The 24,162-nt window shown below is 66.8% G+C and carries 22 protein-coding genes; 14 read left to right on the top strand and 8 right to left on the bottom strand.

Features of this window, described 5'->3' with window-relative positions; translation table 11 throughout:
* Window positions 1-55: 55 nt before the first annotated feature.
* The 3 genes from CSC70_RS02720 to CSC70_RS02730 form a co-directional block, all read right to left on the bottom strand.
* Window positions 56-1,771, bottom strand: a complete 1,716-nt coding sequence (locus CSC70_RS02720) for a cation acetate symporter (RefSeq protein ID WP_246189299.1) — start codon at window positions 1,769-1,771, stop codon at window positions 56-58.
* Between the two features lie 5 nt (window positions 1,772-1,776).
* Complete coding sequence (locus tag CSC70_RS02725; RefSeq protein ID WP_425501510.1) at window positions 1,777-2,073, bottom strand: DUF485 domain-containing protein; 297 nt, start codon at window positions 2,071-2,073, stop codon at window positions 1,777-1,779.
* A 200-nt stretch (window positions 2,074-2,273) separates the two neighbouring features.
* On the bottom strand, window positions 2,274-3,650 hold the full coding sequence (locus CSC70_RS02730) for a DcaP family trimeric outer membrane transporter (RefSeq protein WP_162455088.1): 1,377 nt from the start codon (window positions 3,648-3,650) through the stop codon (window positions 2,274-2,276).
* Window positions 3,651-3,868: 218 nt separating this feature from the next.
* Between CSC70_RS02730 and acs the strand changes: the two genes are divergently transcribed.
* The 7 genes from acs to CSC70_RS02765 all read left to right on the top strand — a co-directional run bounded on the left by acs (window position 3,869) and on the right by CSC70_RS02765 (window position 11,729).
* The gene (gene acs, locus CSC70_RS02735) at window positions 3,869-5,812 is read left to right on the top strand and encodes an acetate--CoA ligase (RefSeq protein WP_162455089.1); all 1,944 of its coding nucleotides are present in this window, start codon (window positions 3,869-3,871) and stop codon (window positions 5,810-5,812) included.
* Window positions 5,813-5,820: 8 nt separating this feature from the next.
* Window positions 5,821-6,495, top strand: coding sequence for a response regulator transcription factor (locus tag CSC70_RS02740; protein WP_162455334.1), 675 nt, complete (start codon window positions 5,821-5,823; stop codon window positions 6,493-6,495).
* Window positions 6,496-6,599: 104 nt separating this feature from the next.
* A complete protein-coding gene (locus CSC70_RS02745) occupies window positions 6,600-7,358 on the top strand; it encodes a lysophospholipid acyltransferase family protein (protein WP_162455090.1) in 759 nt (252 codons plus the stop codon).
* Between the two features lie 3 nt (window positions 7,359-7,361).
* A complete protein-coding gene (locus CSC70_RS02750; RefSeq protein WP_211369395.1) occupies window positions 7,362-8,369 on the top strand; it encodes a YheT family hydrolase in 1,008 nt (335 codons plus the stop codon).
* 52 nt (window positions 8,370-8,421) lie between these two features.
* Window positions 8,422-10,503 carry a tetratricopeptide repeat protein gene (locus CSC70_RS02755; RefSeq protein WP_162455091.1) on the top strand — a complete coding sequence of 694 codons (2,082 nt, stop codon included), beginning with the start codon at window positions 8,422-8,424 and terminating at the stop codon, window positions 10,501-10,503.
* A gap of 24 nt (window positions 10,504-10,527) precedes the next feature.
* Window positions 10,528-11,145, top strand: a complete 618-nt coding sequence (locus CSC70_RS02760) for a YbhB/YbcL family Raf kinase inhibitor-like protein (protein WP_162455092.1) — start codon at window positions 10,528-10,530, stop codon at window positions 11,143-11,145.
* Window positions 11,145-11,729 (top strand): RDD family protein, encoded by a 585-nt coding sequence (locus tag CSC70_RS02765; protein ID WP_162455093.1) that lies wholly within the window; start codon window positions 11,145-11,147, stop codon window positions 11,727-11,729. The genes CSC70_RS02760 and CSC70_RS02765 overlap by 1 nt, the downstream gene beginning before the upstream one ends.
* Before the next feature lie 7 nt (window positions 11,730-11,736).
* On the opposite strand, the gene CSC70_RS02770 is transcribed toward CSC70_RS02765, so the two are convergent.
* Both CSC70_RS02770 and CSC70_RS02775 read right to left on the bottom strand, forming a co-directional pair.
* Window positions 11,737-12,564, bottom strand: a complete 828-nt coding sequence (locus CSC70_RS02770) for an META and DUF4377 domain-containing protein (RefSeq protein ID WP_162455094.1) — start codon at window positions 12,562-12,564, stop codon at window positions 11,737-11,739.
* Between the two features lie 69 nt (window positions 12,565-12,633).
* Window positions 12,634-13,440, bottom strand: coding sequence for an undecaprenyl-diphosphate phosphatase (locus tag CSC70_RS02775; protein WP_162455095.1), 807 nt, complete (start codon window positions 13,438-13,440; stop codon window positions 12,634-12,636).
* A gap of 213 nt (window positions 13,441-13,653) precedes the next feature.
* Here CSC70_RS02775 and glnA point away from each other — a divergent pair, with 213 nt between their 5' ends.
* From glnA to CSC70_RS02805, 6 genes are all read left to right on the top strand, one after another.
* Complete coding sequence (gene glnA, locus CSC70_RS02780; RefSeq protein WP_162455096.1) at window positions 13,654-15,063, top strand: type I glutamate--ammonia ligase; 1,410 nt, start codon at window positions 13,654-13,656, stop codon at window positions 15,061-15,063.
* 169 nt (window positions 15,064-15,232) lie between these two features.
* Complete coding sequence (locus tag CSC70_RS02785; protein WP_162455097.1) at window positions 15,233-15,571, top strand: P-II family nitrogen regulator; 339 nt, start codon at window positions 15,233-15,235, stop codon at window positions 15,569-15,571.
* Window positions 15,572-15,747: 176 nt separating this feature from the next.
* Window positions 15,748-17,055, top strand: a complete 1,308-nt coding sequence (locus CSC70_RS02790) for an ammonium transporter (RefSeq protein ID WP_425501511.1) — start codon at window positions 15,748-15,750, stop codon at window positions 17,053-17,055.
* Window positions 17,056-17,091: 36 nt separating this feature from the next.
* Window positions 17,092-18,192, top strand: coding sequence for a two-component system sensor histidine kinase NtrB (locus CSC70_RS02795; RefSeq protein ID WP_425501504.1), 1,101 nt, complete (start codon window positions 17,092-17,094; stop codon window positions 18,190-18,192).
* Window positions 18,182-19,588 (top strand): nitrogen regulation protein NR(I), encoded by a 1,407-nt coding sequence (ntrC, locus tag CSC70_RS02800; RefSeq protein ID WP_162455100.1) that lies wholly within the window; start codon window positions 18,182-18,184, stop codon window positions 19,586-19,588. The genes CSC70_RS02795 and ntrC overlap by 11 nt, the downstream gene beginning before the upstream one ends.
* Before the next feature lie 81 nt (window positions 19,589-19,669).
* Window positions 19,670-20,266, top strand: a complete 597-nt coding sequence (locus tag CSC70_RS02805) for a superoxide dismutase family protein (RefSeq protein ID WP_162455101.1) — start codon at window positions 19,670-19,672, stop codon at window positions 20,264-20,266.
* Here CSC70_RS02805 and CSC70_RS02810 read toward each other — a convergent pair.
* Window positions 20,250-21,128 (bottom strand): hypothetical protein, encoded by an 879-nt coding sequence (locus tag CSC70_RS02810; RefSeq protein ID WP_162455102.1) that lies wholly within the window; start codon window positions 21,126-21,128, stop codon window positions 20,250-20,252. The two genes, CSC70_RS02805 and CSC70_RS02810, sit on opposite strands and share 17 nt — an antisense overlap.
* Window positions 21,129-21,249: 121 nt before the next feature.
* On the opposite strand from CSC70_RS02810, the gene CSC70_RS02815 reads away from it, so the two are divergent.
* Entirely contained in the window at window positions 21,250-22,530 is a 1,281-nt protein-coding gene (locus CSC70_RS02815) for an acetyl-CoA C-acetyltransferase (protein WP_162455103.1), read from the top strand.
* Window positions 22,531-22,549: 19 nt separating this feature from the next.
* Here the strand turns inward: CSC70_RS02815 and CSC70_RS02820 are convergent, their stop codons facing one another.
* On the bottom strand, window positions 22,550-23,791 hold the full coding sequence (locus tag CSC70_RS02820) for an MgtC/SapB family protein (protein ID WP_162455104.1): 1,242 nt from the start codon (window positions 23,789-23,791) through the stop codon (window positions 22,550-22,552).
* A gap of 28 nt (window positions 23,792-23,819) precedes the next feature.
* Window positions 23,820-24,104: a DUF2782 domain-containing protein gene (locus tag CSC70_RS02825; protein ID WP_162455105.1), complete on the bottom strand. Its 285-nt coding sequence runs from the start codon at window positions 24,102-24,104 to the stop codon at window positions 23,820-23,822.
* Window positions 24,105-24,162 lie beyond the last annotated feature (58 nt).

Below are 24,162 nucleotides of genomic sequence, written 5' to 3' on the forward strand. Positions count from 1 at the left end.
GCCGGGCCCGAAGGCCCGGCTTTTCTTGCGTCCCGGGGGAGGGACGCGGGGGAGATCAGTGACCGGAGGCCTTGGCGGCGCCCAGCCCGGTTTCGGCGCGGATCTGCTGCGCCTTGAACGCCTCACGCTCCTTGGCTGCCTGCGGGCTTCGATCGGTGATCGAGAACAGCCAGATGCCGAGGAAGCCGATGGTCATCGAGAACAGCGCCGGCGAGGTGTAGGGAAACGGCGCCGAACCGGCCGGATTGCCCAGCGTGGCCTCCCACACCGACGGCGACAGTACCGTCAGCACCACCGAGGAGATCAGACCGAGGAAGCCGCCGATCACCGCGCCGCGGGTCGTGCAGTTCTTCCACAGCAGCGACAGGAACAGCACCGGGAAGTTGGCCGACGCGGCGATCGCGAAGGCCAGCGAGACCATGAAGGCGATGTTCTGCTTCTCGAAGGCGATGCCCAGCAGCACCGCGATCACGCCCAGCGCCAGCACCGTCATCCGCGAAACCTTCAGCTCGGACTTGCTGTCGGCCGCGCCCTTCTTGAACACCATCGCGTACAGGTCGTGCGAGACCGCCGAGGCGCCGGACAGGGTCAGGCCGGCCACCACCGCCAGGATGGTGGCGAACGCCACCGCCGAGATGAAGCCGAGGAAGACGTTGCCGCCGACCGCCTTGGCCAGGTGCACCGCGGCCATGTTGTTGCCGCCGATCAGGCCGCCGGCCGCGTCGCGGAACTCCGGATTGGCGCTGACCATCACGATCGCGCCGAAGCCGATGATGAAGGTCAGGATGTAGAAGTAGCCGATCCATGTGGTGGCCCAGAACACCGACTTGCGCGCTTCCTTGGCGTTGGGCACGGTGAAGAAGCGCATCAGGATGTGCGGCAGACCGGCAGTGCCGAACATCAGCGCCATGCCGAAGCTGATCGCCGAGATCGGGTCCTTGACGAAGTTGCCGGGCCCCATGATCGACAATCCCTTGCTTGCCGCCGCCGCTGTTTCCTCCGGACTGGTGGCCGCCGCGGTCGCGGTGGCGGTCTTGATCTCCACTGCCTTGGCGAACAGCGCCTCCGGGCTGAAGCCGAACTGCGACATCACCATGATCGCCATGAAGCTGGCGCCGGCCAGCAGCAGGCCGGCCTTGATGATCTGCACCCAGGTGGTGGCGGTCATACCGCCGAACAGCACGTACACCATCATCAGCACGCCGACGATGATCACCGCGTAGATGTAGTCCAGGCCGAACAACAGCTTGATCAGCTGGCCGGCGCCGACCATCTGCGCGATCAGGTAGAACGCCACCACCACCAGTGTGCCGGAGGCGGCGAAGGCGCGGATCGGGGTCTGCTTGAAGCGGTAGGCAGCGACGTCGGCGAAGGTGAACTTGCCCAGGTTGCGCAGCTTTTCCGCCATCAGGAAGGTGATCACCGGCCAGCCGACCAGGAAGCCGATCGAATAGATCAGGCCGTCGTAGCCGTTGGCCATGACCGCGGCGGAAATGCCCAGGAACGAGGCCGCCGACATGTAGTCGCCGGCGATCGCCAGGCCGTTCTGGAAGCCGGTGATGCCGCCGCCGGCGGTGTAGAAGTCCGCCGCCGAACGGGTGCGCGCGGCCGCCCACTTGGTGATGAACAGGGTGCCGATGACGAACACCGCGAACATGCTGATCGCGGTCCAGTTGGTAGGCTGCTTCTCGGCCGGGCCGAGGTCGCCGCCGGCGGCGAAGGCGCTGCCGGCGACCAGCAGGGCCGCGAGCGCGGCCAACAGGATGTGCATGCGCTTCATTGTTTGGCGTCCTCGAGGATTTCGGCAGTCAGACGGTCGTACTCGCCGTTGGCGCGGCGCACGTAGATGCCGGTGATGATGATGGTGAAGACGATCACGCCCATGCCGACCGGAATGCCCAGCGTGGTCACGCCTTCGCCCAGCGGCTTGGCCAGCAGTTCCTTGTCGAACGCGATCAGGCCGATGTAGCCGTAGTACACGATCAGCATCAGGATGGTCAGCAGCCAGCCGAAGCTGTTGCGTTTGCGCTTGAGTTCCTGGTATTTCGGGTTGGCCTCGATCCGGGCCACCATGGGATCGGTTGCTTCAGTCACGGTCGTTCTCCTGTACGGTCAGGGACGCGTCGCCGCGGCGAGATGGTCGCCGGTGCGGAACAAACGTCGCGGGCGTGGCGGAAGCGTGGGCTTCCGGGTCGATGGTGCGCATGTCGGCTCCCCTCCAGAGCGTGCGTGGATTGTTGCCGGAAGCGCGGTCCGTGCGCCACCGGCCCGGCTTAGAAGCTGTACTTGACGGTGGTCTGCAGGCGCTTCAGGTCGCCCTCGCGGTCGTCTTCCAGCGCGCGTTGGGCCCAGGTCAGTTCCGCACCGACGTCCAGTTTCGGGAACGGCGAATAGATCAGGTTGGCATGGAAGGAGTCGGCGCGTTCGGTGACGCCGTAGCCGGTCAGGGCCACGTCGTTGTCCAGGTAGGCGGCCGAATAGATCAGGTTGCTGCGCAGCTTGGGACTCCAGGCGTGGCGCCAGGCGACGAAGCCGCCGTAGCCGTCCTGCGCCTGCAGTTCGCCGTTGCCGTCCAGCACGGTGTCGCTGCCGAGGCCGAAGCCCATGTAGCGGCCGATGCCGCTGCCGGCGTTGACCATGTAGCGCAGGTCGTCGCTCTTGCCTAGGTTGAACTTGCCGGAGACGCTGACGGCCGCGCCGGTTTCGGTGCTGTCCAGGTACTTGAACTGGCGCAGCAGGCCGGCGACGCTGAAGTGACCCCAGTCGCCCTTGGCGGTCCAGCGCGCGGTCATGTCGGGCAGCACGTTGTCGCCGGAGTTGGCCAGGCGTGCGCCGGTCTGGTAGCCGGTGATGGTGGTCTGCGGGTTTTCCAGCGACACCGACCACGCGCCCTTGCTGTAACGGACCTGGGCCTGGCGGGAGAAGATGGTGCCTTCGCTGGGACCGACGAAATCGACCGCTTCCGGCAGTGCGGCTACATCCTGGAAGTTCGACCAGGTCTGGCCGGCCAGCCAGTTGTTCCAGCGCACGTAGGCCTGGCGCAGGGTCACCGCATAGGTATTGGTGGAAGTTTCGTTGCCGGCCAGCGCATTGCTGCCGCCGCCGAAGAAGTCCGCCTCGACATAGGCCTTGAATTTGTCGCCGCTGTCGGTGACGTGGTCGGCGCTGAGCCAGAAGCGCGAAAACTGCGCATGCACGTCGGTGTAGGGGTCGCTGGTACCGCCCAGCGTCGATCCGTTCGGCGCGACCGGGATGGTGCTCGGCACGTAGAACAGGCGGCCGGAACTGCCGTCGGCGATTTCGCCGTCACTGGTGTCGGTGACCATCGCATCGAGCTTGATGAAGCCGCCGTAGGAGAATGAACCGCCCGGATTGGCGGCGGTCAGGATTGGCGTCGACTGGATGCCCGGCTTGGCTGCGGGCGCGGCCTGCGCGGTACGCACTTCATCCAGCTGCGTCTGCGTTTGCGCAATGACGCCCTGCTGTTGCTGCTGTTGCGACAGCAACGCCTGCACCTGCGCTTCGAGCTGGGCGATGCGCGCCTCCAGCTCTTTTTCCTTGGCGGTCTCGGCCAAGGCGAGGCCCGGCGCCATCAGCGCCAGGGTCAGGGCGATGGCCAGCGGCCTGCGGGTGTTGCGGTGGTGGTTCATGTGTCCCCTCCCAAGGAGCCGCGCCATTGCACGGTTGGCCGCAGACTGCGCGTGAGCTGCACGCGCGCCTATTCGCCATTGGTCGAAAATGCGGGAGAATTCGACCAACGTATAAGTGTTTTGTTGCAACGCAATACGCCGCGATGCGGCACACTGCGTGCGTACCGCATTCCAGGAATTCCCTGGTCATCGTCATCAAGCTCATCGGGAGGGGCGACATGTCAGACATCTATCCAGTCAATCCGGAGTTCGCCGCCAAAGCGCGCGTGGACCGCAGCAGCTACGAGCGCGACTACCGCGCCTCGGTCGAGAACCCGGATGCGTTCTGGGGCAAGGTCGCCGAGCGACTGGACTGGTTCAAGAAGCCCAGCGTGATCCGCAACGTCAGCTACAAGCTGGACGACTTCCGCATCAAGTGGTTCGAGGACGGCGAGCTCAACGTCAGCGTCAACTGCCTGGACCGGCATCTGGCCGAGCGCGGCGACAAGGTCGCGCTGCTGTTCGAGCCGGACGGCCCGGACACTCCGTCCTATGGCGTGACCTACCGCGAACTGCACGAACGCGTGTGCAAGCTGGGCAACGCGATGCGCAGTCTCGGCATCGGCAAGGGCGATCGGGTCACGATCTATCTGCCGATGATTCCCGATGCGGCAGTGGCGATGCTGGCTTGCGCGCGCATCGGCGCCATCCACTCGGTGGTGTTCGGCGGCTTCGCCCCCAACTCCATCGCCGACCGCGTCGCCGACTGCGGCAGCAAACTGATCATCACCGCCGACGAAGGCCTGCGTGGCGGCAAGCGGGTGCCGTTGAAGGGCAATGTCGACGCCGCGCTGAAGCTGCCCGGCACCCAGTCGGTCGAGACGGTGCTGGTCGTGCGCCACACCGGCGGCGCGGTCGACATGCAGATGCCGCGCGACCGCTGGTTCGATGCGGTGGTCGATGCGCAGTCGGCCGAATGCGAACCCGAACGGATGAACGCGGAAGATCCGCTGTTCATCCTCTACACCTCCGGCTCCACCGGCAAGCCCAAGGGCGTGCTGCACACCACCGGTGGCTATCTGCTGTATGCCAGCTACACCCACGAGATGGTGTTCGACCTGCGCGAGGACGACATCTACTGGTGCACCGCCGATGTCGGCTGGGTCACCGGCCACAGCTACATCGTGTACGGGCCGCTGGCCAACGGCGCCACTTCGCTGGTGTTCGAGGGCGTGCCCAGCTATCCGGACGTGTCGCGCTTCTGGCAGGTCATCGACAAGCACCAGGTGACGATCTTCTACACCGCGCCGACCGCGATCCGCGCGCTGATGCGCGAAGGCGAGGAACCGGTGAAGAAGACCTCGCGCAAGTCGCTGCGCCTGCTCGGCAGCGTCGGCGAGCCGATCAACCCCGAGGCCTGGCGCTGGTACTACGACGTGGTCGGCGATTCGCGTTGCCCGATCGTCGATACCTGGTGGCAGACCGAGACCGGCGGCATCCTGATCACGCCGCTGGCCGGCGCCATCGACCTGAAGCCGGGCTCGGCGACGCTGCCGTTCTTCGGCGTGCAGCCGGCGCTGGTCGACGCCAACGGCGAGCGACTGGAAGGCGCCACCGAAGGCAACCTGGTGTTGCTGGATTCCTGGCCGGGGCAGATGCGCACCGTCTACGGCGACCACCAGCGCTTCATCGACACCTATTTCCGCACCTATCCGGGCACCTACTTCACCGGCGACGGTTGCCGCCGCGACGAGGACGGCTACTACTGGATCACCGGTCGCGTCGACGACGTGATCAACGTCTCCGGCCACCGCATCGGCACGGCCGAGGTGGAAAGCGCGCTGGTCTCGCATCCGAAAGTGGCCGAGGCGGCGGTGGTCGGCTTCCCGCACGACATCAAGGGCCAGGGCATCTATGCCTACGTCACCCTGGTGGCGGGCGAGGCGCAGAGCGACGAGCTGCTGAAGGAGCTGGTGACCTGGGTGCGCAAGGAGATCGGTCCGATCGCCACCCCCGACCACCTGCAATGGGCGCCGGGCCTGCCGAAGACCCGTTCGGGCAAGATCATGCGCCGGATCCTGCGCAAGATCGCCGAGAACGCGCCGGAGCAGCTGGGCGATACCTCGACCCTGGCCGATCCGTCGGTGGTCGATTCGCTGGTGGCGGAGCGCAAGGTCCGCTGACCGCCATGATGGGCTTTTCCGCCACCTCGATCCTGGTCGCCGACGACCACCCGCTGTTCCGCGAGGCCTTGCGCGGGACGATCCGCCGCCTGCAGCCGGAGGCGCGGATCCACGAGGCCGAGGACGTGGACGGGCTGTACGCGCTGGTCGATGCGCATCCGGAGGCGGACCTGTTGCTGATGGATCTCAACATGCCCGGCGCCCACGGCTTCAACGCCCTGGTCCACCTGCGCGCGTTGCACCCGCAGTTGCCGGTGATCGTGGTCTCGGCGCGCGAGGAACCGGCGACCATGCGCCGCGCGCTTGACCACGGCGCGCTCGGCTTCATCCCCAAGTCGGCCGATTCGGAAACCATCGGCATGGCGGTGGGCCGGGTGCTGGAGGGCGAGCGCTGGGCGCCGCCGGAAGCGTTCGCGGCCAGCGCCATCGACAGCGAGGAACTGCAGGTGGCGCAGCGCCTGCGCGAACTGACCCCGCAGCAGTTCCGCGTGCTGCAGATGCTGGCCATGGGGCGGCTGAACAAGCAGATCGGCTACGACCTGGGCGTGTCCGAGGCGACGATCAAGGCCCACGTCACTGCGATCCTGCGCAAGCTGGGCGTGACCAACCGGACCCAGGCGGTGCTGATGGCCGGGCGGCTGTCGATGGAGCCGGACCGGATTCCGGAATTGCCGGATGAATAGGGAACAGACCGTACGCCGGCGTCGCTAGCGGGAGGTCGGGCCGATCCGGTATCGTTGCGCGGGTGAACCCCCCCACCTGTCGTCCGTTCCGGCCCGTCTGATCGATGCGCGCCCTTCGCTACCTGTACCGGGTGCCGCTGTTGCTGCTGCACCTGCTGTTGCTGCTGCCGTTGACCCTGCTGTGCATGGTGCCGCTGTGGGCGGGTCTGCCGGTCGGTAACGAGCGGCTGGAGCATCGCGCCATCCGCGCCTGGTCGGCCGGGCTGATGCGCATCTTCGGCTTCCGTCTGCGGCGTGAAGGGCAACCATTGCCGGGCGCGGTGATGTTCGTGGCCAACCATGTCAGCTGGGTCGATATCGAAATCCTGCACAGCCAGCGGATGATGGGGTTCGTGGCCAAGCGCGAGATCCGTGGCTGGCCGGTGGTCGGCTGGCTGGCGGCGCGCGGCGAGACCATCTTCCACCAGCGCGGCGACACCGAATCGCTCGGCGGGGTGATGCACGCGATGCTGGCACGCCTGCGCGCCGGGCGCGCGGTCGGCGTATTCCCCGAGGGGCGCACTCGCGACGGCCGTGAAGTGGGTCCGTTCCATGCGCGGATCTTCCAGCCGGCGGTGGAAGCCGGGGTGCCGGTACAGCCGGTCGCGCTGGTCTACGGCGAGCATGCCGACGCGCAGGCGGTGGTCGCGTTCGCGCCGAAGGAAAGTTTCTTCGCCAACTTCCTGCGCCTGCTCGGCGAGCCGTCGCGGCTGGCTAGGGTGTGCTTCCTGGCGCCGATCGACGTGGCCGCCACGGCCGGGCGGCGCGAGATCGCCGATCTGGCGCGCGCGCGCATCATCGCCGCGCCGGACGGTACGGCCTGAGCGATGCCGGAGACCATGCGCCTGCTGACCGCCGCCGACTACCAGCCACCGAAGTGGCTGCGCAACCCGCACCTGCAATCGGTGCTCAGTTCCAGCGCCTTGCGCAGGCGCAGGGGGCTGCAGCGCCTGCGCGCCATGGGAACGGTGGATACCGAGCACATCTTCGACGGCGGCGACGGCGTGCGCCTGCTCGGCGTGCACAGCCGGCTGCCGGACCGGCCAGCGCGCGGACTGGCGTTGCTGCTGCACGGCTGGGAAGGCAGCATCGAATCCAGCTACATGCGGATGGCCAGCGCGCAGTTGCTGCAGGCCGGATACGAGGTGGTGCGGCTGAACTTCCGCGACCACGGCGATACCCACCATCTCAACGAGGAGATCTTCCACTCCAACCGTTTGGGCGAAGTGGTCAACGCCGCCTGCGACGTGGCAGGGCGCTTCCCGGCGCGTCCATTCGTCGCGGGCGGTTACTCGCTCGGTGGCAATTTCGCGCTGCGGCTGGCATTGCAGGCGCCGGTGGCGGGCTTGCCGCTGGCGCGGGTAGCCGTGGTCTGCCCGGTGCTGGATCCGGCGTCGGCGATGATGGGCATGGAGAACGGGTTGCCGCTGTACCACTGGTATTTCCAGCGCAAGTGGCGACATTCGCTGGAGCGCAAGCGTGAACTGTTCCCCGAGCGGCACAACTACGACGACGCCACCCTGGCCAAGAGCGTGCGCGAACTGACCGAGTGGATGGTCCGGCGGCATACCGATTTCGGTACCATCGACGCCTACTTCGACGGCTACTGCATCGCCGGCGACAAGCTGGCCGGCCTGCAGGTGCCGGTCGACATCCTGATGGCGCAGGACGATCCGGTGATCCCCTACGCCGATTTCCGCGACTGGCGGCTGCCGTCGCTGGTGACGCTGGAAACCGCCCGCTGGGGAGGCCACTGCGGCTTCATCGAAAACGCCGCCTGCGACGGTTTCAGCGAACGCTGGGTGGCCGACAGGCTGGCCGACGTCAACGGATAGACGACAAGGGGCGGGTAGTAGAATGCTTGCCTCTTCACGCAGCCCCATCGAGATGCAAGACAAGATCATTGAAGCCCTGCGCCAGCAGACGCCCGAACGGGCCATCGCCACTGCCGACGAGTGGCTGGCAGTCGCTTCGGACAATGCCCAGGCCTATCGCTGGCGCGCGATCGCCAGGCAACAGGCCGGCGATGCGGAAGGCGCGGTGGACGACATCGACCGCGCCATCGTGCTGTCACCCGAGGACAGCCGTCTGCACATGCTGCGGGCCAGCCTGCTGCTTGGCCAGCAACGCACCGACGAGGCCACCGATGCGCTCAATCGCGCCAGCCAGGCCAATCCGAACGAGTTCGGTGCCTATGTCCTGCAGGCACAGCTGGCATTTGCCCGTGGCGATTTGCAGCAAGCCGAGGAATTCAACCGGCTGGCCGCGCGGGTCGAGCCGGACCATCCGCGGCTGGCCTTGATCGACAGCATGGTGGCGCTGCAGCGAAACGAGGTCGATCGCGCCTTGCGGCTGATTTCGCAGGCGATCGAACGCGCTCCTGAAGACGCGCATCTGCGCCATGCTGCGGGCTTCGTCTACATGGCCAAGCAGCACTGGGGATTTGCTGAGCAGGCGTTCCGTCGGGTGCGCGAAGAGGTGCCGGGTACGGAACGGTTGCGCACATTGATCTCCGGCCTGATGGCGCGCCAGGGACGCCTTGTCGATGCGGCCGACGAGCTGGAGCCCTTGCTGGATGACGCGAATGCGCCGCCATCGCTGCTGCAGGTGGCCGGCCGCCTGCGCCTGCAAGCGGGCCAGCCGGAACGGGCATTGCCGCGCTTGCTGGCGGCGTTCGCCAAGGCGCCTTCCGATCCGCAGATCTTGCCGTTGCTGCGTCAGGCGTGGCAGGCTGGCGGGACAGCTGTGGGTGAAGTCCGCGCGCAACTGGAAGCTGCATTGGCGACCGCGTCCGGCGTCGACGCGCTGTGGGCCACTCGTCTGACGCTGGAGCCGGTCGACAGTGAAGAAGCGCTGGCGGTGATTGATCGCTGGTTGCAGGCTATGCCGGATTCCCCGGCGGGCTGGTCGGCACGAATGAACCTGCAACGCAGATCTGGAGATCTGGAGCAGGCCGAAGCGAGCGCGAAACGGGTTCTGCAGGCATCGCCAGGTAATGCCGAGGCACATGCGGTTATCGCCGAACGGTTGCGACAACGGGATCCTGAACTTGCGATCGCCTATCTGCAGGAATTGCGCGACAAGGCTATCGGTCCCGGACGGGCGGTGCTGGATCGCTGGTTGGCACGGATGCATGCCGATTCCGGTCGATACGAGGAGGCCATCGCCCTGTGGAGCGGGCAGGCCAAGGAGCAGGCAGCGAATTTGCTGCCCTTGCCGCCGGTTAGTCATCCGGTCGATCAGGTTCCCCGCGGGGCCTGGCCGGAGATGGGCGAAGTCGACCCTGAGCAGCCGGTCGCGCTGTTCCTGTGGGGCGCACCCGGCTCGGGAGTGGAGCGTGTGGCGGCGGAACTAGGTGCTTTCACTGCTTTCCGCGACGACCGCTTACAGCCGAATGCGCCAGTTGACGGTTTTCAGCGATATGTCAGCATCGAAGAGCTTTCCAGCGGGCAGCTGGACGGTGCCGAAATGATCCGCGAGTGGCGCGAGGGTCTACCCGCACGTGGCATCCATGACGGCAGGATCATCGAATGGTTGCTGTGGTGGGACAACGCCTTGCTGCATGCGTTGCGACCGCATCTGCCCGGCAGTCGGCTACTGGTCGTTATGCGCGATCCACGTGACATGCTGTTGGAATGGCTGGCCTTCGGCACGCCATCTGCGATCGGCATGCTGTCACCACTACAGGCAGCGCAATGGATGCGCGCCGTGCTCTGGAAGATCATGGAAATGAACCGCGATCAGCTGCTCGGTCATGCGTTGCTGAAGCTAGACGGCATCGAGGATGATCGGCAGGCGATCATCGAAGCCATCCGCGAAGCGACCGGACTGGAAGTACCGCAACGAGCCGACGTTACTGCGGCGAAATTTTTCCCTGCAGGTCACTGGCGCCGGTATGCCCAGGCATTGGAAGAGCCATTCGCCGTGCTGGCCCCGGTGGCTGCGGCATTCGGTTATAAGGAAACCTGACGACAATTGCTACGGATATCCGCTATGCAGCTCAGCAGCCAGAGCTTCGACAACCGCCAACCGATCCCGGCCGAATTCGCCATGGGTCTGGCCGAGGGCTTCGCGCCGAACCGCAATCCGCAACTGGCCTGGGACGAGGTGCCGGGCGGGACACGTTCGTTCGCGTTGTTGTGCATCGATCCGGACGCGCCGACGGTAGCCGAAACGGTTGGTCGCAGCGGCATGGAAATTCCGGTCGAACAGCCGCGCGGCGATTTCGTCCACTGGACGATGGCCGACATTCCCGCCGACCTGCGCGAGATCGCCGCCAGCAGCTGCTGCGATGGCATCACCGCCAGGGGCAAGCGCAATCCGCCGGGCCCCGCAGACTCACGACAGGGCCTGAACGACTACACCGGCTGGTTCGCCGGCGACGCCGACATGGGTGGCGACTATTTCGGTTACGACGGTCCGTATCCGCCGTTCAACGACCTGCGCGTGCACCGCTACTTCTTCCGCCTGTTCGCGCTGGACGTGGACCGGCTGGAATTGCCGCAGCGCTTCACGGCCGGTGACCTGCTACGCGCGATGCAGGGTCACGTGCTGGCTGAAGCGACTTTTCACGGCATCTATTCGCTGCATGCCGACCAGGTAAAAGCCTAATGAGCGATGCCGACAATCCCTACCAGGCGTCCGAGGCGGTTCTGGTCGACAGCAAGGTGCTGTGGGACGTGGAAGCGGCTGGCAAGTGGAGGCGGTTCTTCAATTGGTTGATCGATCGGCTGATGATCTATGGCTTGGCATTCGTGGGCTTTTTTGTGGCCGCATACGTCTTTGGCGACGGAGTCTTGGCCTGGATCGAGAACATCGACACATTGACCGATTTCGCACTCACTTACGCGGCGACCTTCCTCTACTACACCTTCTTCGAAGGCCTGTTTGGCTTCAGCATCGGCAAACTGATCACCAATACGCGGGTCGTCGACGAACGGGGTGATCGCCTGTCGTTTGATCGCGCGGCCTTGCGCAGTCTTTGTCGCCTGATCCCGTTCGACGCGGTATCCCTGCTATTGAGTGACGACCGCGTGCGACGCGCCTGGCACGACTCGCTGGCGAAGAGTTACGTGGTCGTGCGCGGTACGGCGGCGAAACCGCGTGTGTCGCTGTCCGCGCAGTTCGCCGATGGCCCGCTGGATCCGGCGAAAAAACCAGAACCGGCAGCGGCCGAAGCATCGCTGCCGGGTTGAGGCCGGCTTACTTCTTCACGACTTCCGATTCGACCACCATGTCCAGCACGTAGGCTAACGACGAGCCGTCGGCGGGCGGGTTCTTGATGGCGTAGCGATTGACTCGCAGCACGTTGCGGATGCCGGGCTGGTGGGTGTAGCCCTCGATGCTGCCGTAGAAGTGCTGGAACTCGTCTGCTGTCCCGGTCTTCAGGCCCTTGCCGTCGTAATGGATCTCGCGCACCTGCAGGCACTGCAGGTCCGGTATCAGCGGATGCGGACAGGGTCGGGTTTGCGCGGCGACCTCCAGGAACATGCGTTCGCCCGGTCCGCCATAGCGGGTTTCCGGGGTCGGCACGCCGTTGAACAGCAGACGGTCTCCGGCCGCGTTGACCAGCGTGAGTCGCGGGGTGTCGCCGGAGGCGACGGACACCTGCAACGGACCTTGCAGACGTGTGCCGATCTCCTGGTCCAGCGCCATCAGCTTGGGGTCGACGCAAGCCATCATTGTTGAGGCCAGCTGGCCGGCGGTCAGGGTGTTGCCTTCCAGCGCGTATCCGCCATTCATGCGATTGCAGGTGCCGCTGATGGCGACGCGACCGTCGGCGAAGTCCAACGTGACCGGCGGGTCGGTGCGCACGAACAAGGTGTCGAGGGATTGACCGGAAGCATCGGAGGCTTCCGACAGTTGCCAGTGGAAGCCTTCCAGTTTCGGCATGGCCGCAGTGTCAGCAGGTTCCGGCGCAGATTCGGTATGCGCAGGGTCCGGAATTTGCGGGCAGCCGGTCAATGTCAGGGTCGTGCCAAGCAAGGCCAGACCGAACAGGGTCAGGCGGGATGGGGTGGATGTCTTCATCGTTGAACCTCGTGTCGTGCCGATTGGGAGTGGAACGTTGCAGGAGGCGAAGCGGGGTTGCGGAGCGGATCAGGCCCCGGCGGGAATCCACAGCAGCAGCAGGGCGCCGAAGGCCATGCGATAGATCGCGAACGGGGTGAAGCGGTGGCTCTGGATGTAGTGCAGCAGCCACTTCACCGACACGAAGGCGGTGACGGCGCTGGCGGCGAAGGCGACCGCAAACGATGCCCAGTCTTCCTCGGCCGCCTGTCCGCTGCCGACCACGTCGATCAGTTCGTAGGCGGTCGCCGCGAACATCGTCGGAATGCCGACCAGGAAGGCGAACTCCGTGGCCGCCGCGCGGCTGGTGGTGCCGGCCAGCAGGGCCACGAAGATGGTCGCGCCGGAACGCGACGTGCCGGGGAACACGCCGGCCACGACCTGGGCGATGCCGACCAGCAGGGCCACGGTCCAGGTGATGGTGGCGCGTTCGCCGAGGGCGGCGGCACGCTTGGCCGCGAAATGTTCGGCCGCCAGCATCCATATGCCGCCCAGCACCAGCGCCCAGGCGACCGGGGTGATTTCGTCGGGCAGCTCGAAGCCCAGCTTCTTGACGACCAGGCCGAGCACGGCGGTGACGCCGAAGGCGGCCGCCAGCTTCAGCGCGTAATCGCGGTTGCCCGGCTGGCCGAAGCCGGTCAGCAGCCGCCACAGCCGCTGCCGGTAGATCAGCACCACGGCGAGGATCGCCCCGGCCTGGATGCCGATGTTGAACAGGTCGCTGCGATGGCCCAGCCAGCGCTCGGCGATCAGCAGGTGACCGGTGCTGGAAATCGGCAGAAATTCGGTCAGGCCTTCGATGATGCCCAGCAACAGGGCGGAGAGCAGGTCGGTCATGGGGCGGGGCGTGCGGAGGGGCGCTCAGGATAGAGGAAAACCTGGTAGCACTATTTTGGTGAATCGCGATTTCGACAACGCACTATTATGGTACTTTCGGTAGTTGTAGCTGCAACTATTGGCAAGAAAATCAATATCTTGTGAGCATCTCGCAGTTGGCATGCCGCTTGCAATATCACGGTCACACTTTCCACACACCCGAGGGATTTCCCAATGTCTGCGGACACCGTTGAAAAGCTGATCAAGGACACCAAGGCCGAGTTCGTCGACCTGCGCTTCGTCGACATGCGTGGCGTGCAGCAGCACGTCACCTTTCCCGTCAGCATTGTCGAGCCATCGTTGTTCGAGGAAGGCAAGATGTTCGACGGCAGCTCGATTTCGGGCTGGAAGGGCATCAACGAGTCCGACATGGTGCTGATGCCGGACGCGGAGACCGCCTATCTGGATCCGTTCTATGCCGATCCGACCATCGTGCTGACCTGCGACGTGCTGGAGCCGGCGACCATGCAGGGCTACTCGCGCGATCCGCGCGGCATCGCCAAGCGCGCCGAGGCCTACCTGAAGTCCAGCGGCATCGCCGACATGGCGTTCTTCGGCCCGGAGCCGGAATTCTTCATCTTCGATTCGGTCCGCTTCGCCAACGAGATGGGTCATACCTTCTTCGAGATCGGCTCGGAAGAAGCGGCCTGGAACAGCGGCGCCAAGCTCGACGGCAGCAACAGCGGCTACCGGCCCGGGGTGAAGGGCGGCTACTTCCCGGTGCCGCCGACCGACTCGCTGCACGACCTGCGCGCGGAGATGGTCAAGACCCTGGAGCAGGTCGGCATCGAGGTCGAGGTGCACCACCACGAGGTTGCCACCGCCGGCCAGTGCGAGATTGGCACCAAGTTCAACTCGCTGGTGAAGAAGGCCGACGAGTTGCTGACCATGAAGTACATCATCAAGAACGTTGCCTACCGCAACGGCAAGACCGCCACCTTCATGCCCAAGCCGGTGGTCGGCGACAACGGCAGCGGCATGCACGTGCACCAGTCGCTGGCCAAGGACGGGACCAACCTGTTCAGCGGCGACGGCTACGGCGGGCTGAGCCAGATGGCGTTGTGGTACATCGGCGGCATTTTCAAGCATGCCAAGGCGATCAACGCCTTCGCCAACTCCGGCACCAACAGCTACAAGCGCCTGGTGCCGGGCTTCGAAGCGCCGGTGATGCTGGCCTATTCGGCGCGCAACCGTTCGGCCTCGTGCCGCATTCCATGGGTGTCCAACCCGAAGGCGCGCCGCATCGAGGTCCGTTTCCCGGATCCGCTGCAGACCGGCTACCTGACCTTCACCGCACTGATGATGGCTGGCCTGGACGGCATCAAGAACCAGATCGACCCGGGTGCGCCGTCGGACAAGGACCTGTACGACCTGCCGCCGGAAGAGGAGAAGCTGATCCCGCAGGTCTGCTCCAGCCTCGACCAGGCGCTGGCCGCGCTCGGCGCCGACCGCGAGTTCCTCAAGGCCGGCGGGGTGATGAGCGACGACTTCATCGACGGTTACATCGACCTGAAGATGCAGGAAGTCACCAAGTTCCGCGCCGCCACCCATCCGCTGGAATACCAGCTGTACTACGCCAACTGAGCAACGCGCGACGGCAGCCGGCAACGGCTGCCGTCATCGCATGCAGCACCACGGAACGCGCAACGCGCACTGCGGCTTCCTCCCCCAACGTCGGGCCGCGGTTCCGTTTTCAGTTCCGAGCCTGTCGCCGGTCGTCCGGACCGGTTCCATCCACCCACGGGGAATGCGCATGAAACTGATCACTGCCATCATCCGGCCGTTCAAGCTCGACGAGGTGCGGGAATCCTTGTCGCAGGCGGGCGTGTCGGGCATCACCGTCACCGAGGTCAAGGGCTTCGGTCGGCAGAAAGGCCATACCGAGTTGTATCGAGGCGCGGAGTACGTCGTCGATTTCCTGCCCAAGATCAAGATCGAAACCGTCGTGACCGACGAAAGCCTGGATGCGGTCGTGGAAGCGATCCAGCAAGCGGCCGGCACCGGCAAGATCGGCGACGGCAAGATCTTCGTCACCTCCATCGACCAGGTCATCCGCATCCGCACCGGCGAAGTCGGCGCGGACGCCCTGTGACCCCAACTCGGAGCCTGCATATGAAGACCGTTCTGTTCTCCGGGTGGAAGACCCGATTGCAAGTGATCTGCCTGGCCGCGCTGTGCAGCATGGCCTTGGGTACCAGTTTCGGCGCGATCGCGCAGGAAGCCGCCGCCGCACCGGCGGTCGAGGAAGTCGCCGCCGATGCCGCCGCGATGGTCGAAGAGGCCGCGCCGGCCGACGTGGCGGTGGTGGAAGAGGCGGTTGCCGAAGAGGCGCCGGCCGTCGAACCGACCGTCGACAAGGGCGACGTGGCGTGGATGCTGACGTCGACCCTGCTGGTGCTGCTGATGACGGTGCCGGGCCTGGCGCTGTTCTACGGCGGCATGGTGCGGTCGAAGAACGTGCTGTCGGTGCTGATCCAGGTCATCACCGTGTTCTCGCTGCTCGGCATCCTGTGGGTGGTGTACGGCTACAGCTACGCCTTCGAAGGTGGCAATGCGTTCATCGGTACGGCCGACAAGCTGTTCCTGAAGGGCGTGACCGGCGACAGCCTGGCCGCGACCTTCACCGACGGGGTGATGCTGCCGGAATACGTGTTCATCGTGTTCCAGCTGACCTTCGCCGGCATCACCGGCGCGCTGATCGTCGGCGCCTTCGCCGAGCGGGTGAAGTTCGCCGCGGTGCTGCTGTTCTCGGTGATCTGGTTCACCTTCGGCTACCTGCCGATCGCGCATATGGTCTGGGGCGGCGGCGGTTACCTGCTGGACAAGGGCGCGCTGGACTTCGCCGGCGGCACCGTGGTCCACATCAATGCGGGCGTGGCTGGTCTGGTCGGTTCGTACTTCGTCGGCAAGCGCTTGGGCTACGGCGTGTCGGCGCTGAAGCCGCACAACGTGACCCTGACCTTCGTCGGCGCTTCGCTGCTGTGGGTGGGCTGGTTCGGCTTCAACGCCGGCTCTAACCTGGAAGCCACCTCGGGCGCCGCGCTGGCGTTCCTGAACACCATGCTGGCGACCGCTGCGGCGATCCTGGCCTGGGCCCTGGTCGAGAAGATCGTCAAGGGCAAGGCGTCGGCGCTGGGTGTGGCCTCCGGTGCGGTCGCCGGTCTGGTCGGCATCACCCCGGCCTGCGGCTCGGTCGGCCCGTTCGGTGCGATCGCGGTCGGCGTCGCCGCCGGGGTGATCTGCGTCTGGGGCGTCAACGGGCTGAAGAAGCTGCTCGGTGCGGACGACAGCCTCGACGTGTTCGGCGTGCACGGCATCGGCGGCATCGTCGGCGCCCTGCTGACCGGCGTGTTCACCGCGCCCAGCCTGGGCGGCACCGGCGGCGAGGACTTCAGCATCGCCCACCAGGTCGGCATCCAGGCCCTGGGCGTGGGCGTGACCATCGTCTGGATCGGCATCGTCTCGGTGGTCGGCTTCCTGATCGCCAAGCTGGTGTTCGGCCTGCGGGTCAGCGAAGACGCCGAACGCGAGGGTCTGGACATCACCTCGCACGGCGAGTCGGCCTACGAGGCCTGAGGGACATCCGGCTCGCCGTTGCACTAAACTGGTGCAATGGCGAGTCCGGCCCCCTTCGACATGCAACAAGAGCCCGGCCCCGGCGTGCTGCATACGCCGGTGGCCTGGGCGAATCCCGAAGGTCTGATTGTCGGCGTCAACCCGGCGTTTGCCCGCTGGATGGGGATCGGTACCCGTCGCCTGCAGGGGCAACCGTTGGCGGCGCTGGAAGTGGAAGGCGAGGCCATGGCCCGGTTCCTGGCAAACAAGGACTCCGAACACGACGCGTTGCGCCTGCACCGGCTGACGCTGGCGGCACCCGGCGAGAAGCCGCGCTTCGCCGAAGCCTGGCTGTCGCGGCATGAACACGGCTGGCTGCTCGAGGCGCATCCGGTCGACGAGTTTCCGGTCATCGACCCCACCCTGACCCTGCCCAGCGCCTTCGCCGCCGCGTTGAAGGGGCTGGCGCACGAATTGCGCAATCCGCTGGCCGGGCTGAAGGGCGCGGCGCAGCTGCTGTCGCGGCGCGCACAGCAGCGCCACGACAACGAAGACGAACGCGAATTGATCGAACTGATCGAATCGGAAACCGACCGCCTCAGCGCGCTGCTGGACCAGTTGCTGTCGCCCAAGCCGCAGCGGCCGCATACCTGGATCAACATCCATCAGGTACTGGAGCGCGTGCTGCGCCTGGCCGAAGCCGAACACGGCTGGGCCATGCGCCTGCAACGCGACTACGACCCCAGCCTGCCGGAATTCTCCGGCGACGCCGACCGTCTGGTGCAGGCGGTGTGGAACCTGGTCCGCAACGCGCTGCAGGCCGGCGCCAGCCATGTGACCCTGCGCACCCGGGTCGAGCGCAACGTGCGCATCAACGAGCACCTGCACGCGATGGTCATGCGGGTGGAAATCGTCGATGACGGCGGCGGCGTGCCGGAGGAACTGGCCGAGCATCTGTTCCTGCCGCTGGTCAGCAGTCGTGCCGAAGGCAGCGGTCTGGGACTGGCGCTGGCGCAGCAGGTTGCGCGCGAGCACGGCGGGTCGCTGAGCTACCGCTCGCGCCCCGGGCATACCGTGTTCACCCTGCTGCTGCCCTTGCCGCTGAGCGAATCCGACGGCGGCGAATTCACCGAGGGAGGCGAAGCCCGTGTCCATTGAGACACAACGCATCTGGGTGGTCGACGACGACCGTTCGGTCCGCTTCGTTCTGGCCACCGCGTTGCGCGACGCGGGCTACGATGTCGACGGTTTCGACAGCGCCGACGCGGCGCTGATGGCACTGGAGGCGCGCGACGCGCCGGACCTGCTGTTCACCGACGTGCGCATGCCCGGCGACAGCGGCCTGGTGCTGCTGGACAAGCTGAAGCAGAGTCATCCGCGGCTGCCGGTGATCGTGATGTCGGCTTTCACCGACGTGGCCAGTACCGCCGGCGCCTTCCGTGGCGGCGCGCACGAATTCCTGTCCAAGCCGTTCGACCTGGACGATGCGGTCGCCCTGGCCGCGCGCAGCCTGCCGGACGAGGAGCAGGCGGGCCTGCCGGCGCTGCCGGACGAGGCGGCCGAAACCGAACTGATCGGCGACACCCCGGCGATGCAGGCGCTGTTCCGCGCCATCGGCCGGCTGGCGCAGGCGCCGCTGTCGGTGCTGATCACCGGCGAAACCGGCACCGGCAAGGAACTGGTCGCGCGCGCGCTGCACCGCGAATCGCCGCGCGCACGCAAACCCTTCGTGGCGTTGAACACCGCCGCCATTCCGGCCGAGCTGCTGGAAAGTGAATTGTTCGGTCACGAGGCCGGCGCGTTCACCGGAGCACAGAAGCGCCATGTCGGTCGTTTCGAACAGGCCGACGGCGGCACCCTGTTCCTCGACGAGATCGGCGACATGCCGCTGTCGCTGCAGACGCGCTTGCTGCGGGTACTGGCTGAGGGCGAATTTTTCCGTGTCGGTGGGCGCGAACTGATCCGGGTCGATGTCCGCGTGATCGCCGCGACCCATCAGGACCTGGATGCGCTGGTCGCGGCCGGCGGCTTCCGCGCCGATCTGCTGCACCGGCTCAACGTGGTGCGGCTGCAGTTGCCGCCCTTGCGCGAACGCCGCGCCGACGTGGCGCAGCTGGCGGGCAATTTCCTCGGCGTGGCCGCGCACCGGCTGGGCGCGCCGGCCAAGCGCTTCGCCCCGGCGGCGCTGGAAGCACTGGCCGGCTACGACTGGCCGGGCAATGTACGCGAACTGGAAAACGTCTGCTGGCGGCTGGCGGCATTGGCGCCGGGCGAGACCATCACCGCCGCCGATCTGCAGGATGCGATTTCGCCGGGTGCCGCCGCGTCAGCGACGTCGGGCGAATGGGACGTAGCGCTGGCGGCGTGGGCGAAGGAGCAGCTGACCGAGGGCGTGGAAGGCCTGCACGCGCAGGCGCGCAAGCGCTTCGACCAGGCCTTGCTGCAGGCCGCGTTGCAACACACCGGCGGCCGCCGCGCCGAAGCGGCGGAGAAGCTGGGCGTGGGTCGCAACACGGTGACCCGCAAGCTGGGCGCCAGCCGCAAGCGGCGCTGAACCGCGGCACGCTCGCTCGCGGATGCGGCAAGCGTGGCAAGGTTACACTGCGAAGCGACATCAGGGACATGGAGTTTCGACATGCGGCGCTCGCTGTTTCTTGCCTGCATCGCCGGCAGCGCGATCGGACTGTCTGCCTGCGGCAGTGCGCCGCCACCCAAGCCCGCCTTGCAGGTCCCCGACACCAGCACCGCCGCCGAGGCGGTGGCCAATCTGGCTTCGGCGTCGGCCAGCTTGGTCAGTGGGCGGGTGACTTTGGTGCCGGAAGCGGGCGGGGTGCATATCACCGGCGTGATCGGTGGATTGCAGCCGCGCGCCGCGCATGGCTTCCACGTGCACGAGATTGGCGACTGCAGTGCGGTGGATGCCAGCAGCGCCGGCCCGCATTTCAATCCGTTCGCCGCCGCGCACGGCCATTCGACCACGCCGATGGACGCGCATCACGCCGGCGACATGGACAACCTGATGGCCGACGAAGAGGGCGTGGCCCGGGTCGACGTGCATCTGCGAGGGGTGACCCTGGGCGGCGGCGCGGTCAACGACATCGCCGGCCGCGCGCTGATCGTGCATGCGCAGGCCGACGACTACCGCGGCCAACCGGCCGGCAACGCCGGCGCGCGGGTGGCCTGCGGTCTCATCAAGGTGACGAAACAGGCCGAACTCAGTCCTGCAGGATGACGCGCGGATCGTCGTTGGCCGCGCAATGCGCGAACACGACCGGAATGCCGTGCGCCTCCAGGATCGCGGCCAGCTGGCGCTGTCGCGCCTGGAAGATCTCGTAGGCCCGTTCCATCCGCGCCGCGTCGCCGCGGACGTGGCCGGCGTGCCGGCGTTGCCAGCAGGGCGGGTCCAGCAAGGCCATTCGCACCTCGCCGCCGGCATAGCGCAGCAAGGGTTCGGGCGGCGCATCCAGCCATTCTTCCGCCTCCGGTTCCAGCAGCGCGGTTTCGATCAGCGGCCACAGGTGCTGTAGGCCCTGCTGCTGGTACTGCATCGACATCAGCGCGGCCAGGTCGTGCACGGTCAGGTAGCGGGCGTGCTCGATGTGCGCACCGAAGGTTTCCTGCGCCAGCAGCGCGGTATCGGCCTGGGCCATGCCGCGGTCCAGCAATACCTCCTCGCAGCGTTCGCGCGCCACGGCCACGTCGGCGGCGCTGCCGCTGAGCAGGAACGGCAGCACCCGCAGGGCGCCGCCGGACAGTTCGGGATCGGCCTGGAACGGCAGCGGCACCTGGCCGTCGGCGTCGGCGCCGAACACGATCACCCGCGGCCCGTCGCCCGGTTGTCGCGGCGCGCGCTGGCGCAACTCATCCAGTCGACGGTGCAGCGGCCAGCCCGGCCGCAGCACTTCGGCCGGGTCGAAATGGGCGGCGGCGAACGTCAGTTCCAGGCCGCGGATGTCGTCGATCAACGCAATTAAGTCGCGCCCCAGCTTGCCGGCCAGTGCGCCGGCCGCTTGCTGCTGCAGCGCGGGCAGGGCCGGGACGGTTCCGGCGGTCAGCTCCAGCGCCATCACTCCTATGACATGAACGCCGGACATGGCGGAACTCCAGAATGCGGATCGCGTGATTGGCCCGCCCGGTCACGGGCGTTAAACTGCAACATTATGCCTGCCCATGCGACAGGCGATCCGTCGAGCAGCCATTCCGGTGAGGTCCTCCATGCCAGTCAGCCGTCCCGTTGCCATTCTCGGCGGCGTCCGCATCCCCTTTTGCCGCCAGAACACCGCCTACGCGGATGTCGGCAACCTGGGCATGTCGGTGCGCACGCTGGGGGCGCTGGTCGAACGGTTCGGCTTGCACGGGCAGCAACTGGGCGAAGTGGCGATGGGCGCGGTGATCAAGCACCCGAGCGACTGGAACCTCGGCCGCGAGGCCGCGCTGTCGTCCGGGCTGTCGCCATTGACCCCGGGCATCACCCTGCAACGCGCCTGCGGGACCAGCCTGGACACCCTCATCCACATCGGCAACAAGATCGCCCTGGGCCAGATCGACTCGGGCATCGGCGGCGGCTCGGACACCACCTCGGACGTGCCGATCGTCTACGGCAAACCGCTGCGCGCGCGCCTGCTGGCGGCCAACCGGGCCAAGAGCACCGTCGACAAGCTGAAGACACTGGTGAAAGGCTTCCGCTTCGCCGAGCTGAAGCCGGAGTTCCCCGGAGTGGCCGAGCCGCGCACCGGCAAGAGCATGGGCGAGCATTGCGAGGACATGGCCAAGGAATGGAACGTCTCCCGCGACTCGCAGGACGAGCTGGCCGTAGCCTCGCACCACAAGCTGGCCGCGGCCTACGAGCGCGGCTTCTTCGACGATCTGGTGGCGCCGTTCCGCGGGGTCAAGCGCGACAACATCCTGCGCGCGGACACCTCGCTGGAAAAGCTGGCCACGCTGAAGCCGGCCTTCGACCGCAGTTCCGGCCGCGGCACGCTGACCGCCGGCAATTCCACTCCGCTGACCGATGGTGCCTCGGCCGTGCTGCTGGCCAGCGACGACTGGGCACAGGCGCATGGACACGAACCGCTGGCCTGGCTGCGCGACGCCCAGGTGGCCGCGGTCGATTTCGTCCACGGCGAGGGCTTGCTGATGGCGCCGACCGTGGCGGTGGCGGAAATGCTCAAGCGCAACGGACTGACCCTGCAGGACTTCGACATCTACGAGATCCACGAAGCGTTCGCCGCGCAGGTGCTGTGCACGCTGCGCGCATGGGAAAGCGAGGACTACTGCCGCAACCGGCTGGGCCTGGACGCGCCGATGGGGCGGATCGACCCGGCGAAGATGAACCCCAACGGCTCCTCGCTGGCCACCGGCCATCCGTTCGCCGCCACCGGCGCGCGCATCATCGCCACCGTGGCCAAAGAGCTGCAGCAGCGCGGCGGCGGCCGCGCGCTGGTCTCCATCTGTACCGCCGGCGGCATGGGCGTGGTGGCGATCGTCGAACGCTGAACCGCCCGCCCGCCTTCGCTCATACCAGCAGGGCAGTTGCCGCGGCCGCCAACACCATCGCCAGCAGACCCACACCGACGCGCAGGCCGTAGGCCCGGCCGCCGCTGCGGAACGCCACCAGGGTTTTCGCCCCGCCGCTGGTCAGCAGCAGGCCGACCACGGCCCAGCGCGCCTGGGCCGCATCCAGCAAGCCGGTCTGGAACAGGTTGGCCACGCCAGCGGCGGCGGCGTGCAGTTCGGCCATCGCCGCCAGCAGGGTGGCGACCAGTGCGCCGCCTGCGCCCAGCCAGCGCCCGAGCAGGGTCGAGACGATGATCACCACGGTGATGGCGATGGCGAAGCCGATGGCATGGCCGAGATGGAACATCCGCGCCTCGGCGGTCGGTGGCATCTGCTCGATGACCGGTTCCCGGCGCAGCTCCAACACCGCCGTCAGCAGCAGTGTGGCACCGGCGGCCAGCAACTCCCAGCGCGCGACCTGCAGCAGCTGTGGCGACACCGCCAGCAGCACCGGCACGAACAGGCTCAGCGAGGAAAAATTCGCCAGCATCGTCGCGCCGACGGTGGGAGCCAGCAGTTCGGGCTGTTCGCGCGCCTGACGGCCGAAACCGGCGGTGGCGGCGGTCGAGGACACATAGCCGGAGAAGAAGCCGGCCACCAGCAGGCCCCAGCGGTTGCCGATCAGGCGCAGGGCGATGTGGCCGATCGCCCCGATCGCCATCACCAGCACCACCAGTTTCCATACCGTGGCCGGGTTCAGCAGGCCCCAGGGGTCGATAGTGCGGTCCGGCAGCAATGGCAGCACAATCAAGAGGAAGGCCAGCAGGATCAGCCCATCGGTCATCTCGCGGTTGCTGATCAGCTCGCGGCTGAGTCGGTGCAGCGGCGTCTTGGCGTAGACCAGGATCGCGCTGGCCACCGCCAGCATGCCGGTCAGCGCCGGTTGCCGCAGCGCCAGCCCGCCAAGCAGGAAGCCGAAGATCAGCGCCAGCTCGGAGGTCAGGCCGGGGTCGGTATTGCGGCTGCGGCGGTAGCCCAGCACCACCAGCAAGCCGATCAGGGCGAAGGCGGTCACGAACACCGGTAGCCCCAGCCACAGCGAAACCGCCCCGCTCAACGCAGCCAGCGTGTGCGAACGCAGGCCGGCGATGATGCTGGGGTCGGCGCGCTTGCGGCGCTCGTATACCAGTCCCAGCAGCAGGCCCGAACCCAGCGCGGTGGTCAGCGGCAGCAGCGAAGCGGCATCGAAGGCGGCGCTCATGGACGGACAGGGGCCCCGGCGGCCGGGGTTACCAGCCGAACAGCTTCCAGTAGGTCATCGGCATCTGCTTGTTTTCGTTGTCCAGCTTGCCGTCGCCGTTGCGGTCGTACAGGTAGTAGGCCGGTCCGCGCAGCGGGGTGATCTTGACCATCCGCAGCAGGCCGCCGACGCGGTATTCCTCGATCACGTCGCCGTTGTCGGCGGTGCGCACGGCAACATCGGCACCGGTCAGGTCCGGCACCGGATCGGGCGCAGTGGTGGCGCAGCCGGCCAGGGCCAGCAGCAGAGCGGAAAGCAGCAGTCGGACAGTCATGGCGGACGCTTCGCGGTCGAACGAATGCGGGAATTATGCGGCCTGCATCCGCGGCCGG

Origin of the sequence: Pseudoxanthomonas kalamensis DSM 18571, from assembly GCF_010211745.1 — a bacterium.
Lineage (GTDB): Bacteria > Pseudomonadota > Gammaproteobacteria > Xanthomonadales > Xanthomonadaceae > Pseudoxanthomonas_A > Pseudoxanthomonas_A kalamensis.

Coding starts and splice junctions, on each gene's coding strand:
- CSC70_RS02810 (WP_162455102.1), bottom strand. CDS start 21,128: ATGTCCGGCGTTCATGTCATAGGAGTGATGGCGCTGGAGCTGACCGCC.
- CSC70_RS02815 (WP_162455103.1), top strand. CDS start 21,250: ATGCCAGTCAGCCGTCCCGTTGCCATTCTCGGCGGCGTCCGCATCCCC.
- CSC70_RS02785 (WP_162455097.1), top strand. CDS start 15,233: ATGAAACTGATCACTGCCATCATCCGGCCGTTCAAGCTCGACGAGGTG.
- CSC70_RS02755 (WP_162455091.1), top strand. CDS start 8,422: ATGCAAGACAAGATCATTGAAGCCCTGCGCCAGCAGACGCCCGAACGG.
- CSC70_RS02770 (WP_162455094.1), bottom strand. CDS start 12,564: ATGAAGACATCCACCCCATCCCGCCTGACCCTGTTCGGTCTGGCCTTG.
- CSC70_RS02795 (WP_425501504.1), top strand. CDS start 17,092: ATGGCGAGTCCGGCCCCCTTCGACATGCAACAAGAGCCCGGCCCCGGC.
- glnA (WP_162455096.1), top strand. CDS start 13,654: ATGTCTGCGGACACCGTTGAAAAGCTGATCAAGGACACCAAGGCCGAG.
- CSC70_RS02720 (WP_246189299.1), bottom strand. CDS start 1,771: ATGCACATCCTGTTGGCCGCGCTCGCGGCCCTGCTGGTCGCCGGCAGC.
- CSC70_RS02820 (WP_162455104.1), bottom strand. CDS start 23,791: ATGAGCGCCGCCTTCGATGCCGCTTCGCTGCTGCCGCTGACCACCGCG.
- CSC70_RS02760 (WP_162455092.1), top strand. CDS start 10,528: ATGCAGCTCAGCAGCCAGAGCTTCGACAACCGCCAACCGATCCCGGCC.
- CSC70_RS02790 (WP_425501511.1), top strand. CDS start 15,748: ATGGTCGAAGAGGCCGCGCCGGCCGACGTGGCGGTGGTGGAAGAGGCG.
- CSC70_RS02745 (WP_162455090.1), top strand. CDS start 6,600: ATGCGCGCCCTTCGCTACCTGTACCGGGTGCCGCTGTTGCTGCTGCAC.
- CSC70_RS02750 (WP_211369395.1), top strand. CDS start 7,362: ATGCCGGAGACCATGCGCCTGCTGACCGCCGCCGACTACCAGCCACCG.
- CSC70_RS02740 (WP_162455334.1), top strand. CDS start 5,821: ATGGGCTTTTCCGCCACCTCGATCCTGGTCGCCGACGACCACCCGCTG.
- CSC70_RS02725 (WP_425501510.1), bottom strand. CDS start 2,073: ATGGTGGCCCGGATCGAGGCCAACCCGAAATACCAGGAACTCAAGCGC.
- CSC70_RS02805 (WP_162455101.1), top strand. CDS start 19,670: ATGCGGCGCTCGCTGTTTCTTGCCTGCATCGCCGGCAGCGCGATCGGA.
- CSC70_RS02825 (WP_162455105.1), bottom strand. CDS start 24,104: ATGACTGTCCGACTGCTGCTTTCCGCTCTGCTGCTGGCCCTGGCCGGC.
- CSC70_RS02730 (WP_162455088.1), bottom strand. CDS start 3,650: ATGAACCACCACCGCAACACCCGCAGGCCGCTGGCCATCGCCCTGACC.
- acs (WP_162455089.1), top strand. CDS start 3,869: ATGTCAGACATCTATCCAGTCAATCCGGAGTTCGCCGCCAAAGCGCGC.
- CSC70_RS02775 (WP_162455095.1), bottom strand. CDS start 13,440: ATGACCGACCTGCTCTCCGCCCTGTTGCTGGGCATCATCGAAGGCCTG.
- CSC70_RS02765 (WP_162455093.1), top strand. CDS start 11,145: ATGAGCGATGCCGACAATCCCTACCAGGCGTCCGAGGCGGTTCTGGTC.